Source organism: Saprospira grandis (genome assembly GCF_027594745.1).
In the GTDB taxonomy this organism is placed as follows: Bacteria; Bacteroidota; Bacteroidia; order Chitinophagales; family Saprospiraceae; genus Saprospira; species Saprospira grandis.
Map to the genome: position 1 here is coordinate 2,311,618 of NZ_CP110854.1, position 13,355 is coordinate 2,324,972.

At 45.2% G+C, this 13,355-nt stretch carries 9 protein-coding genes; 3 read left to right on the forward strand and 6 right to left on the reverse strand.

From position 1 onward, the window contains the following. Positions 1-53 precede the first annotated feature (53 nt). On the reverse strand, positions 54-2,795 hold the full coding sequence (locus OP864_RS09245; RefSeq protein WP_270097919.1) for a KAP family P-loop NTPase fold protein: 2,742 nt from the start codon (positions 2,793-2,795) through the stop codon (positions 54-56). Between the two features lie 222 nt (positions 2,796-3,017). Further along, positions 3,018-3,764, reverse strand: coding sequence for a CDP-alcohol phosphatidyltransferase family protein (locus OP864_RS09250; protein WP_270097920.1), 747 nt, complete (start codon positions 3,762-3,764; stop codon positions 3,018-3,020). Positions 3,765-3,857: 93 nt separating this feature from the next. On the opposite strand from OP864_RS09250, the gene OP864_RS09255 reads away from it, so the two are divergent. Further along, positions 3,858-4,772, forward strand: coding sequence for a DMT family transporter (locus tag OP864_RS09255; RefSeq protein ID WP_270097921.1), 915 nt, complete (start codon positions 3,858-3,860; stop codon positions 4,770-4,772). 1,251 nt (positions 4,773-6,023) lie between these two features. On the opposite strand, the gene OP864_RS09260 is transcribed toward OP864_RS09255, so the two are convergent. The 3 genes from OP864_RS09260 to OP864_RS09270 all read right to left on the reverse strand — a co-directional run bounded on the left by OP864_RS09260 (position 6,024) and on the right by OP864_RS09270 (position 9,559). Then, entirely contained in the window at positions 6,024-8,330 is a 2,307-nt protein-coding gene (locus OP864_RS09260; RefSeq protein WP_270097922.1) for a thioredoxin fold domain-containing protein, read from the reverse strand. 207 nt (positions 8,331-8,537) lie between these two features. Next, positions 8,538-9,125 (reverse strand): RdgB/HAM1 family non-canonical purine NTP pyrophosphatase, encoded by a 588-nt coding sequence (gene rdgB, locus OP864_RS09265; RefSeq protein WP_270097923.1) that lies wholly within the window; start codon positions 9,123-9,125, stop codon positions 8,538-8,540. Positions 9,126-9,136: 11 nt separating this feature from the next. Next, complete coding sequence (locus OP864_RS09270) at positions 9,137-9,559, reverse strand: DNA polymerase III subunit psi (RefSeq protein WP_270097924.1); 423 nt, start codon at positions 9,557-9,559, stop codon at positions 9,137-9,139. A 419-nt stretch (positions 9,560-9,978) separates the two neighbouring features. Between OP864_RS09270 and OP864_RS09275 the strand changes: the two genes are divergently transcribed. Beyond that, positions 9,979-11,067: a branched-chain amino acid aminotransferase gene (locus OP864_RS09275; RefSeq protein ID WP_270097925.1), complete on the forward strand. Its 1,089-nt coding sequence runs from the start codon at positions 9,979-9,981 to the stop codon at positions 11,065-11,067. 535 nt (positions 11,068-11,602) lie between these two features. Beyond that, a complete protein-coding gene (locus OP864_RS09280) occupies positions 11,603-12,598 on the forward strand; it encodes a calcium/sodium antiporter (RefSeq protein ID WP_270097926.1) in 996 nt (331 codons plus the stop codon). Here the strand turns inward: OP864_RS09280 and OP864_RS09285 are convergent. After that, positions 12,595-13,041 carry a hypothetical protein gene (locus OP864_RS09285; protein WP_270097927.1) on the reverse strand — a complete coding sequence of 149 codons (447 nt, stop codon included), beginning with the start codon at positions 13,039-13,041 and terminating at the stop codon, positions 12,595-12,597. The genes OP864_RS09280 and OP864_RS09285 overlap by 4 nt on opposite strands. Positions 13,042-13,355: the final 314 nt, after the last annotated feature.

The window sequence follows — 13,355 nt, forward strand, 5'->3', positions numbered from 1 at the left end:
TGGCTGGTGAGGGAAAGAGAAAGGGAAGAAGCGGGGGGCTTCTTCCCAGGGGGTTATGATAGATAGGTAGTGAGAGTGAGTGATAATGGGGTGTTTATTTCCTTGTGAGGAAAAGGGATGAGTCTATATTTATGCTTCTCTTTAAGGTCAACTAGTTTGATATTATCAATGTCTATATGCCTCGTATAGAATACATCATTACTTTCTTCGTGAAAATCTGAAGAACCTCCTGGGGCTGTTAGTGCTATTGATTGCACCCATTCAGGAATAGCAATGAACATAGTATTATTTGTTAGTTTCATAGGCTTAATATAGATGTCGTTATATCGCTTATGAGGTATGATAAAGTTTTTATCATCTGTTAGAAGGTATAGACGATTTGCATCCTTTTGCCTGTCTATGAAATCTATAATATCTTTTGCTTCCATATAAAGGATAGGAGCATAATTTAGCTTTTCCGAAAAATACCGTCCTAAGTTTTTATGAATTACTGGTTGACTAAATTCTATGAAATCCTTTTCAGGAGCTAGAGCTCTTTGAGCTTCAATAAATTCTTTTAAGGCTATGCTTTGCTCTTTTAAGATGTTAGAGTTGTTAGCTATTTCTTGAAGAATAGAAAAGCTACCAATAAGGTCAGCTGAGAGGAGACTTAAGTTAATTTTTCGATCTTTGAACTCAAAAAGAAGAGGGGCAAAGGCTGCAAAGTTTTTTGCAATAAAGTCTATTAGGGTATCAGGGATTTCAAAGAGCCCTGTTAGGAGCCTATACTTATCGAGTACTTTATTAAAATCTTCTAGATGACTTGATATATACTTACTAGTGATGTTTTTATCTATCGAAATTTGATTCATAAGGCTGATGTACTTGTTTGTTAGCTTCTCATGTGCATGTTTGTTGTTTGATAAAAAATCAACTAAGTCAGTTGTTTTTTGCAGTAATTGATCTTCCTCTGGATTAAAAATAAAATCTTCTATTTTGTTGGGGACCTCTAAGGAGGCATCATTCCTTTTTAATATTAAGTCATAAAGTTCAAGAAGAGATATTCTAGGGGTTTTAAGTTCATGAAATAGGTCAAGGTAAGCCCTGATATTTTTCTTAGTAATGGATTTTTCAACTTCTTTTATCGAAAGAACGATCAATCCAGACATCTCATCTCTAGAGGAGGATTTATCTATTTCAGCTAATTGTTCCTCTAGTGTTTTATTCTCTTTAATGATATCATTCAAAAGAGCTACACTAGTTGAACCAGCCAGATAATTAGTAAAGTAAAGAGGATATATAGGGTTGTAACAAATGTTTTTAGTCTTGCGAGGACTTTTGGGAAATAAGTACTTTAACACTTCGAATATCTCCTCATTGCATTTGTCAGATTTAGCACTGTTAGATTTAGCACTGTTTCCATTTAGTCGTAAGAAACTAGAGTTGTCTAGCATTTGTACATAATCATTTTTTTTGTACCAAAGCTCTTCATAAAAAACAGGGTGTTTGAGTTTTATGAGGTGAATTAAAAAGAAATCCTCACTATCAACTGCATGTGCTACAGATGGAAATGTAAGAACAATAGTATTGTAGAATCGGACAATGTCTCTATGCGTATTTAAAAAACTCCAAAAGTATTGATTATCGGCCTTAAACCACTCTTCTTTAATAAGTGCTTTAAGCTGATAAGGACTGTTTTTATGTTCGAATAGGGATAAAAGAGTCTCAAAAAGTTCTTTTTTCCTTATTACAGGCAAGCTGACTTCCATCTGAACAATTTTCTCCAAAAAGTAGTGGCTCCCGTACTCGTTTAAATTGCTTTTAATAGCCTGATGAACATAGTCTTTATCATAGGCTGTAATAAAGCTAAGTCCCTCAAAGTTAGCGACATTTCGTATGAGTTTTAGGACCGCAATAATTTCGGGACTATCCAGCCGATCTAAATCATCTATAATAATTAAAATAGGAAGAGGAATTTCCTTAATGATTTTCCGAAGTTTATTGTATTCTTCCTCTGTGCCTTGAGGCTCTTCAAGGAGATTGATGCTTTTTAGTGCTAGCTTACTAAAAGTTGAAAGACTTGTATTTGTTGCTACTGCTGAAATATTAAAAAGACTATTCAGATAATTGTTAATCTGTGGTCCAAGACGATCATCATAAGGCGAGAGCTGCTTTCGAAGCGTATAGAAAAAGTCTTTAATGACGGCCTCTTCCCCTTTGTTTTTCCAAGGATGAAACTCAACGATAATTGCAGCAGTATCAGCTTTTATTTTTTCTGTGATAAAACTTATAAAAGTAGACTTTCCTGTTCCCCAGCCTCCAGTTATGGCAATAGCAAAGGCTTGCTTACTATTTATATTGAGTAACTCTTCGGCTAGTTGTTCTGCATAGCCTTTTCTTAGACTTCCTTTAATACCTTTTTGAAGCACAATGCTGTCTTCAGCTATTAGTTTGCTATTTTTTGGCCTCGGAAAATTGAAGCTCGAAACTATATAGTATAAGCTGTAGAGCGCAGCCAGTATATATACAATTACGATGTAAGAACTATTGCCTTTTTTAGGGAAAAATATAAGCTCATCTATTGCTAGCTGATAATAACTCAGACTAACTGTTAAAGAAAGCCAGAACAAAAGCTTCATAGGAGACTTTGTCCTGTGCTCTGCAGATATTTTTATAGCGTAAACAAGATAGGAGATTAAAAATACAGCTCCTAAAGCAATAGATAATGGCCAGTTAATCTCTATAGGATCTATGATTAACTCTAAATGCAATGCTATAATTATCTGACTAATAGGTTCAGAGAAGATAATGCTCAAGCCAGTAAGGCTAGGGTAAAAAAGGTACTTTCTGTTTCTAAGCCAGCATTGATAGAGATTATTGAATGTTCTATTATCGTTTCTCTTTTTGGGCTTCTTTGTTTCTATAAGGGGGGTGTCATTTTGGTCTTTTATTTAGGCTTTCAAGATAACCAAATAGGAATGCTCCGACAACTAAACTTGCGGAGCATTTATGTTTTAAAAACCTACCTTCCCACACCCCTACTCCCCCAAACGCAAGTCCCCTACCACAATAGCCCCCACCGACAACAACAAATAAAGCAGAATCCCCGCAGGCAGGGCCAAACCCAAAGGCAAAAAGATGAGCAAGGGCAAGATGCCCAAGATGAGCAGAAAACGCCAACGGTTGGGCCGCCAAGCCAAAGACTTAAACTTGAAGCTAAGCAAGGGAATCTCCGCAATGAGGAGGTAGCAAAGCAAGGCCAGTAAGCCATAGAGCAGGGGGGGCCAAAGTAGGTATTGCTCCAATCCATAGAGCTGCTGCTGTATGGTCCAAAAGTAACCAAAGACAAAAAGGGTGGTGGCCGGGGTGTTCAAACCAATAAAGCTTTCCGATTGCCGACTATCCGTATTGAATTTGGCCAAACGCAGGGCCGAAAACAAGAGCAACAAAAAAGGCAACAAGAGCAGGTAGCTCTCCCGCTGCCCCCATTGCAATCCCTCCGGTAGCCCCAAGGCTTGCATGAAGAGCTGATATAACATGGCAGCTGGAAAAAAACCAAAGGAAATAAGGTCCGCTAAAGAGTCGAGCTCTTTGCCTAATGGCGATTGTGCCTTGAGTAAACGAGCCAATAAGCCATCTCCAAAGTCAGCGATTAGGGAGAGCAAGAGACAGTAGGGCAAGACCTCCCATTGCCCAGAAAATAGACTGATAATGGCCGCCGCTCCCGCCCAGGCATTCAATAAAGTGACCGAATTGGGTATTTGTTGCTTGATTTTGCTCCACATAAACTAACATTTTGATAAGAATAGGAAGGACAAAGATAGTAGAAAAAACATCTAGCTTTGCGCAATTTTTTGCCGCATCCAAAACCTTTGTTTATGCCTTCTCGCCTTCTCACAGCCCATTTGGCTCTCTTTACCGTAGCCCTTTTGTATGGCGCAAACTATTCTATCGCCAAGATCGCTATGCCCGATCCAATTCCCCCCGCCGCCTTTATTATGCTTAGGGTCCTGGCCGCTAGCCTGCTGTTTTGGATCACTAGTTTTTGGCTTAAGGAAAAGGTCGCTAAGGCCGATATCCTCCGCCTAGCTATTGCCTCCGCTTTTGGGGTGGCCTGTAATCAATTACTCTTTTTTAAGGGACTAGAAATGACTAGCCCGATTAGCGCATCGCTCATTATGCTGACGGCCCCCATTGTGGTCCTTTTGTTTTCGGTGTTCTTCCTCGGCGAGCGCCTCAATAGCCTGAAGATTATCGGAATTGTTCTAGGGGTTATCGGTGCTGCTTACCTGATTCTCAATACGGGCAGCTCTGCCGCTTTTAAGGCTAGAAACCCCCTGCTGGGCAATTTGTTGATCGGGGGCAATGCGGTAGCCTACTCGATTTACCTGATTATGATTAAACCCCTGACCCAAAAGTATCAAGCTATTACGCTGCTCAAATGGGTCTTTCTGTTTGGCTGTCTTTATGTTTTGCCCTTTGGCGGCCCCGGCGCTCTGGCCATTCCCTACAGTCAGTTGTCTGCAGAAATATGGGCGGTGCTGGCTTTTGTCCTCATCGGCGTAACCTTTCTGGCTTATCTGCTCAATGCTTGGGCCCTGCAACGCCTGCCCGCCTCGGTGGTCAGTAGCTATATCTATTTGCAACCCCTTCTGGCCGCTTTGGTCGCTATTCTCCTCGCTGCCGACGAGCTGCGGCCCGCCCTTTTTATCTCTGCCGCCTTCATTTTCTCTGGCCTCTTCCTGATCTCTTATAAGAAGAGGAAACCCAAATTAGAAGAGCAGGGAGTTTAGTGTTTTTTTGGGGCCTCCCGCCTTCGGCGGGCGCTACGTTTACTCCCTTTGGTCGTCGAACTGGCGCCCCTATAGGGGCTGGTTGTCGCAGCTCGCTGTTACTTGCTTCGCTGCGTCGGCTCCCGTTGGTCGGGTCGCTCGGCCCTTCGCAGGCAAAGCCTGCTCGGTCTGGCCTGACGGCCACTGCTGCACATCGCTAGGCCTGCGGCCCTTCGGGCCTGTAGGATGGATATATAGACCTGCGGGTTGAAACCCGCAGCCATACAACAATTATATGCTACATCTATAGTGCGGAGAGGATTAAAATCCTCTACCGCTTTTAACGGCCCCCAGAACTGCTGCATTTATGATTTAGACAGCCTAGAAGATGTTTGTTTATGGAAGGTTTTAACCTGCCATACTATATTAAATTGCATTCGTTAATTGGCTGTAGGTTTCAACCTACAGCTCGGCCCGGCAGGCCTTTAGACTGCAGGATATTTAGCCCAAAAATACAGCTGCCTTCCATACTTCGCTCCTAAGCGCCTATTGTTAAACTGTAGTAGGGTCGGTCCAGAAAAAAAAGATAGGGCATTATAGATACTCCCCCAGCTAATTGTAAACTGCAGATTAGCTCTGGCGTCACGCCAGAGACGTTTTGCAACTGCAGATTAGCTCTGGCGTCACGCCAGAGGCGTTTTGCAACTGCAGATTAGCTCCGGCGTCACGCCAGAGGCGTTTTGCAACTGCAGATTAGCTCCGGCGCCACGCCAGAGACGTTTTGCAACTGCAAATTAGCTCCGGGCATCGTTTAGAGCTGTTTTGCAACTGCAGATTAAGGCTGAACAACTGTTTCTCCTCATTCTGCAACTGCAAATAAACAAGATGCGGCTGTTTGGACTGTATTTGCATCATCCGCAGGGGGCTAAACTAGCGTTTAGCTGTTGCCTTGGACCAAGAAGGGCCTAAAACGATTTCCTAGCCGCATCAAGCAGGAGTTTGCCCCTAAAGGGCTCAAGGATTTTACAAAAGGCCTTTTCCAGAGCAGAAAAGGGCCGAAGGCCCGCGGCTGAGGGATGGATAGGGGGGCGGCGAAGCCGCAGACCCAGCTTTTGAGCGCAGCGAAAAAGCGCAGGGCCGAGCGAATAGCGAGCCCCGACACAGCCCGACCCGCCCAAAGGGCGGGGCAGCCCCAAATCATCAGAAAAAAACATAAAAAAAGCAGCTCCCCCAAAATGGAGAAGCTGCTCAGTAACTAAAAAGGCAGATGATCTAGCCCTTAATTTTTTCAATCAAGGCCTTGGTTTCCTCGGCTTCCATGCCTTGCGCCTTGGCCAATTCCACGGCCTTTTCGGCAGTGGCAAGGGCCTCTTTCTTCTTGCCCAACTTATAGAGCAAATTGGCTTTGGTATCTACATTATAGTAGTTTTCCTCTAGTTCAATAGACTTATCGATCCACTTGAGGGCCGCTTTGAGTTTCTTTTTGCTGTCTTCTGCTTGGAAATAGCCCCAAGCCACCTCATTAAGCTCCTGCCAGCTGTCAGAATGCTCGAGCAACATGATATTTAGGTACTTAAACTCTTTTTTGGTCCCATTGTAAATGATGGTATTGAGCATAGCGGTATAATAAGCGGCCAAATCCTTAGAAAGACCCTCATTAAGGTTTTTGACCAGCTGCTTATACTCTTGGCTTTTAGTGCCTTTGCCGTTTTGGGCCTCTCCAACCAAATGTACTTGGCTCATGAGCGCGCCCTTCATGTATTCTTCAACGGCTTCCTCGCCATTTTCTGCTACAAACTCTTCTTTGTGGGCCAAAATATAGTCAAAGTACTTTTGCTCAAAGCCCACTTCAGTAAGCATCATGATCTCAAAATGCTCGCTTTGCTTCCATTCGGCTTCTGGAATAAGACCGAGATAAAGACGAGTCTCCTCTACATTGCTTTCATAGGCAGCGTCTAGGGCCTTAATATAATTGCGTAGAAATTCGGGCTGGCGGTCGCCTTTTTCATAGCGTTTTTTCAGGCTAAAGAGCTGTTTGTTGGGGTCCAGGGCCTTCTGGCTTTCGGCAATAAGTTGTGGGGCATCGGGGGCGCCCACTGTTTTATGAAGCAGCTCGCCATCGGCAGAGAAGAATAGGAGGGTGGGGTAGGCTTGCACCCCATGTTTTTCGGCGAAGGCAGGGCCCTCGCCTTTTTCCATATCAAACTTATAGCTAATATAGTTGGCATCGAAGTGTTGGCCGACCTGCGGTTGGGTAAATATCTTTTTGCTCAACCATTTGCAGGGGCCGCACCAAACGGCATAGGCATCCACAAAGATCATTTTGTTTTCTTTGAGGGCAAGGGCCTTGATTTCTTCCCAGCTCCCTTCCGTGAAGTTGATGCCATTGGCAGACTTGGGCATTTTTTCCTCAATCTTTTTGAGTAGGGCCTCGGTTTCGCTGACATCATCGCCATTTTCTTTGCCTAGGGCAATAGATTTCTCGGCCGCCTTTTTGGCCTCTCCGTAGCGCTTGAGTTTAAAGGCCAAATTTGCCTCTGTATCGGCATTGGCAAAGCCAGGGGCTAGGGCCACCGACTTTTTGGCCCAGCTATAGGCCATGCTCAAGAGTTTTTCTTCTTCTTTTTGCTCAAAATAGCTCCAAGCGTAGCTATTTAGCATTTGGGCATTTTCGCAATGCTCATTGAGGTAGGCATGTAGGTACTTATCGCGTTTGGGCGTACGGAAATAATACTGTAGGTCCAAAAGTGCGATAGTCGAAGCGGCTTGTTTCTCGTCTAAAACGCTTTTGATCCGCTCCTTATAGAGGAGATAGGGCTTTTCTTGCTGTTCTTGGGCAATTTTGCGCATACCCGCCTCTAGTCCAGCCTTGAGGTAATTATTCACTTTCTCTTCGCCCAAGGCTTTTACAAAGTCGGCCTTTTTCGCCAATACCTTATCGTAGATGGGGCTGCTTTGGTCGGCAAAAAGCTCTTCAATGAGGCTAAAGTATTCCTTTTGAGGCCAGTTCACTTCCTCTGCTTCTTCTAGTTGTTTTTGGGCCACTTCCTGTGCGCCGGCATAATCGCCGCCATTCATCAGGGCATCCAAATAATTTTTCATTTCGCCTTTGCCCAATCCCTTTTTCGACAGATACTGCTTTTGCAGAGTATAGAGTTGTTTTTTGGGATCAATAGCGGCTTGGCCATCTTCTAGCAGGGCCTCGGCATCTTTGGCGCCCATTACCTTATGAACGAGCTCTCCTTCGGCAGAGAAAAACAGCAGAGTAGGGTAGGCGCGTACCTTATGGGTTTTGGCAAATTCGGGGCCTTCGCCTTTTTCCATATCAAATTTATAGTTGATAAACTTGGCATTGAAGAGCTCGCCCACGGCCTCATCGGGAAAGCTATTTTTAGCCATCCATTTGCAGGGGCCGCACCAAACGGCATAGGCATCGACAAAGATCATTTTCTTTTCCTTTTTGGCCTTGGCCAAAATATCGGCCCATTGGCCTTCAGAGAATTTAATGCCCTGCGCCCAGCTTTGGCCGGCACTAAAGAGCATAAAGAGCGCTAGGCTCCAAGAAATCAGTAGTTTCATACGAATATAATTATGAATGAGCGGGTAATTGTTTTGTTTTGGGGCTGCCCCGCCCTGCGGGCGGGTCGGGCTGTGCGGGGGCTCGCAGGTTTGCTCGGCCCATCGCTTTTTTTCGCTTTGCTCAAAAAAGCTCGGTCTGGCCTTCGGCCACCCCCTACCATCCCTCAGCCTGCGGGCGCTTCGCGCCCTGCTAGATCCAGCAGTATCTTATAGTTGGGCCAAAAACTGGCTCAATTGGCGAACTGCCTGCCCTCTATGGCTAAGCTCTTGTTTTTCTGCTAGGGTCATTTGGGCAAAGCTGCGCTCATGTCCTTGGGGAACAAAAATGGGATCATAGCCAAAGCCCTTTTCGCCTAGGCGTTGGGGGGCAATTTGGCCGGGGGCGATGCCTTCAAAATAATGGATGTCATCTGGACCGAGATAGAGGCAGATGACCGTTCTAAATTGGGCGCTACGATCTTGGGCCTGGGCCAATTCTTTTAGTAGCAAATCCATATTATCATCGGGATTTTTTTGTGGCCCGGCATAGCGGGCGGTATATACCCCTGGTGCGCCATTTAGGGCGGCTACTTCTAGGCCAGTATCTTCAGAAAAGCAGGGGTAGCCATAGTGGTCCCAGACGTATTGGGCCTTTTGTAGGGCATTGCCTTGCAGGCTATCTTGCTCTTCGGGAATATCTTCTAAACAACCAATATCGGGCAGAGAGAGAAAATCGTATTGCTCGCCCAACTGGGCCTTTATTTCACGGATTTTGCCCGCATTGGCGGTCGCCATGACCAACTTTTTCTTTTGCATTGCTTCTGTCGTTATTTTTCTGAAGGGAAAATATCTTGTAAGGCCCGCCAAAGGGCCAGCTTGTGCTGCTTTTGTAGGGCAATCTGTTGTAGGCTAATGCCCTGCAATAATTGTAGGCCCTGATAATGGACCAATTGATAGAGGGGCAGCTCGAGCCGCAAGCCCAAAACCGCTGTGCTGAGGCCAAAGAAAAAACAGGGCGCTAGGGGCTTTTCCTGCAACTGAAAACTTTGCTTTGGGGGGCAGGGAACAACTTGTACCTCTTTCTCTAAAGATAAGCCCACCGCCTGCATGACCTTAGCCAAAAAATCGAGCTCCTCGGCCGTATGTTCTTGGGCCAAAAAAACATAAGCTTTTTGATTGGCGGCTAGCGAAAGCGGCCGCTGAGGAATCTGATAGAGTTCAGTTTCAAAGAAATTTAAATTAAACTTCATTTTATTGGCTTTTATGAAAGCGAATAGGCCTTTAATTGCTGTTTGTCTTCCTCTTTGCCCAAGAAACTAAAGATAATAAACTGCCTGACTGGCCTAAAATATTATCAGTCAATTCTAAGGAGCTCAAAATAATGCAGGAGCAATAAAAAGGTTGTACAAAATATTATTCCTATATATAGCTTATTATTTGTTTTTTATTCTAAACAAATGTTAATAGTTTTCTGTTAACAGAATTTTTTGTATCTTCACGATCCGAAAGCCATAGGCTAGTCCTGAGGAAGTAAAGCATTTTAGTGGGAAGCTATTCCGTGGAGATTTCTTTTTCTGTTAGGGTTCAAAAGTACGGAAAAAGCCGAAGAGTTTGGACTATTTGCAAGGCTGCGGCAATCATCTTTAACCTCATCTAATATATATATAGTATGAAATATCCAATTTCAGTGGAGCTGACGAAGCAATCTCGTCTGGCCGAGGTAGATTTTGATAATTTGATTTTTGGTCGTGTGATGTCAGATCATATGTTTGTGGCTGACTACATTGATGGCGAGTGGACCGATTGCAGAATTCTCCCTTATGGCCCAATGCCTATGAGCCCTGCTATTATGGCTTTGCATTATGGGCAGGCTATTTTTGAGGGGATGAAGGCGAATAAATCAACCAAAACGGGAGAGCCTATTTTGTTCCGTCCCGAATTGCATGTGGAGCGCCTCAATCGTTCTGCTAAGCGTTTGGCCATGCCAGAAATCCCCGCCGAAATTTTCTTAGAAGGGGTACATCGTTTGGTCGATTTGGATCGTGACTTTATTCCTCAATCAGAAGGATCGGCCCTTTATCTTCGTCCGCATATGTTTGCTACAGATGCTTATTTGGGTGTTCGAGCTAGCGATACTTACCGTTTTGTGATTATGAGCTGCCCTGTAGGGCCTTATTACCCCAAGCCGGTTAAAATTAAGGTAGCTGAGAAATATGTCCGTGCTTTTCCTGGTGGAGTAGGCTTTGCCAAGGCTGCTGGCAATTATGCCGCTACTTTGGCTCCAGCTCTAGAAGCTAAGGAGCAGGGCTTTGACCAGATTTTATGGTTGGACGGTAAAGAGTTTAAGTATTTGCAAGAGTGTGGGACCATGAATATCTTTGTGGTCATTGATGGCAAAGTGATTACGCCTCCTACCACAGATGCTATTTTGGCGGGCATTACTCGCGATAGCTTGATTCACTTGCTCAAAGACAAAGGCTTTGAGGTAGAGGAACGCAATATTTCTATCCAAGAGGTGGTGGAAGCCCATCAAGCAGGTAAACTAGACGAAATGTTTGGTTCTGGAACAGCGGCGGTCATCTCTCATATCTCAGACTTTAGCTATAAGGGCGAAAACTTTGAGTTGTCTCCCATCGAGGGCCGTAAAGTAGGACCTATGGCCAAAAAGTTAATTCAAGATTATAAGGTAGACGCCGTAGAAGATACTTTTAATTGGTTGCTGCCTGTACGCAGGACTAACAAAGAACTGTCTAAGTAAGTATAGTCAGTTTTTAGTAGAGCAAAGCTGCTTCTCTATTTTAGGGAAGCAGCTTTTTGTTTTGGGCCAAACTGCATTGTTGAGTTAAAAAAAAAGGGGCATTCCTTTAAGGGCCTAGATAAAAAGTTATTTTTGTAGCATCTTGCTTTGGAGCGAGCAGGCGGCGAAGCCGTCTGCAGGCTAAAGGCCAAATAGAAGCCCTGTTACTTCTATCCTTTGATTTAATTTCCTGCTATTCTGCGTTATTTTTCTCCCCCATAGCTAAGGCTATGCCTTTAAAAAATGCCTTGACTAGCCTGAAATTCTTATCAAAGAATGGCCGAAGCGCCAGGACTTCCATTCGGCCTAGCGATGTGTAGGGGTGGCCGTTAGGCCAGACCGAGCCGCCGCAGGCGGCGAAGGGCCGAGCAGACCTGCGAGCCCCGAAGCGTAGCGCCGACGAGCGCAGCGAGGCGGAGGCCCCCAAAAAATAAAAAACTAAATTTTCATCATTAGGTCCTGTTGGGCCAATTACTCATTGATACTGCTATTCTGTATGGATTTCATGACAATTTTCTTTCTCATTATTGGCTTTGTGTTGCTCATCAAGGGAGCCGATTATCTGGTAGATGGGGCTTCGGCGGTGGCCAAGCGCTTCGGGATTCCGGATATTATTATTGGTTTGACGGTGGTGTCTATGGGGACCTCTGCGCCCGAGTTGGTGGTTAGTGTGGGCTCTGCTATGAAGGGGTCTACGGGTTTGGTCTTTGCCAATGTGATAGGGAGTAATATCTCTAATACCTGTTTGATTTTGGGTGTGGCCGGGCTAATTGTGCCCTTAGTGGTGCAATCGACCACCGTAAAATATGAGTTGCCTTTATCTATTTTGATTATTCCCCTGCTCTTTATTTTGTCTAATGATGCCATGCTTTGGGGGGCCGAAACAAGCACGCTCAGCCGCATCGATGGCTTTATTTTATTGGGCCTATTTGCGGGCTTTTTGTACTATGTTTTCCGTTCTGCCAAAAACAATCCCGATGAGGTAGAGCAGATTGATCCCTTACCCGCATGGAAATCGGCTATCTTTATTGTGGGCGGTATTGCGGGCCTTATTGTTGGAGGAGACTGGGTGGTCAGTTCGGCCAAAGAAATAGCCACGACCTTTGGTATGACGGAGCGTTTGGTGGGGCTTACCGTTGTGGCGGTAGGGACCTCCTTGCCCGAACTAGCGACCTCTGTGGTAGCCGCCATGAAACGCAATTCTGATATTGCGATTGGTAATGTGGTGGGCTCGAATATCTTTAATGTACTCTTGGTTTTGGGGACTAGTGCGGCTATTATGCCCACCAATTACGAGCTAGCCATCAACTTTGATTTATACTTCCTAATGGCGGTCAGTTTTGTCTTATTTGCCTTCTTTTTTGTGGGCACTTTGCGCAAAGAAAGCCTCTATACCCTAGACCGCTGGGAGGCGGCCCTTTTATTGGTTGCAATCATTGGATACTTTGCCTATATCATCGTCAATGACCCAGGTGTAGCCGCTGTAGGCTAGGGTTTTTGCCAAAGGCTATCGATGCCGGGATATTCTTTTTTGGCCCAGCGCCACAAGCGTTTTTCCCAGCGTTTTAGGGCCTTATTATTTAGCTGATGGGCCTGCCAATGGGCAGAAAAAACAAGAGAATCGCCTTGATAAAAGGCCATAGAAGAAACTGGCGCTCCTGGCATAGGGGGCGGCAGTTCTTTTGTTTGGGGCCTAGGGGCTTTGGGGCCCAATTTATTGGGGCCTTGGGCCAAGAGTTCTTCCTGTTGGTTGGCCGATTTACGGACAATTTGCAGGCCCTGGCTATCTAACTTCATCCGCACCGACTGCTGATAGGGGGGAGGGAGACTAGGGTTGCCATTATAATATTCTAGGCGGTCCCAATTGGGGCCTTTATGGCAGGCAAAAAGCAGCAGGCAGGCCAAGAGGCTAGGCCCAAAAATCTTAAAATGCATAAAACTGGATTTAATGTAGGGCTAAGTTAAGAAGTTGTTGGAACATTTAGGGACGCATATTTTTTTGGGGCTGCCGCTACGCCCTTCGGTTGTCGAACTGGCGCCCCTTTGGGGCTGGTTGTCCCTTTGGTCGGGTCGCTCCACTTTGCAGCTCGCAGGCTTGCTCGGCCCTGCAGCCCTTCGGGCTTGGGTCTGCCGCCTGCGGCGGCCCTGCTTCGGCAGCTCAGCCTGCGGGCGCTTCGCGCCCTGTCCACCGCAGAAAAAAGCGGGACAAAAAGACCATAAAAGGGAACTAAAAAAGAATTCCTCTAAAC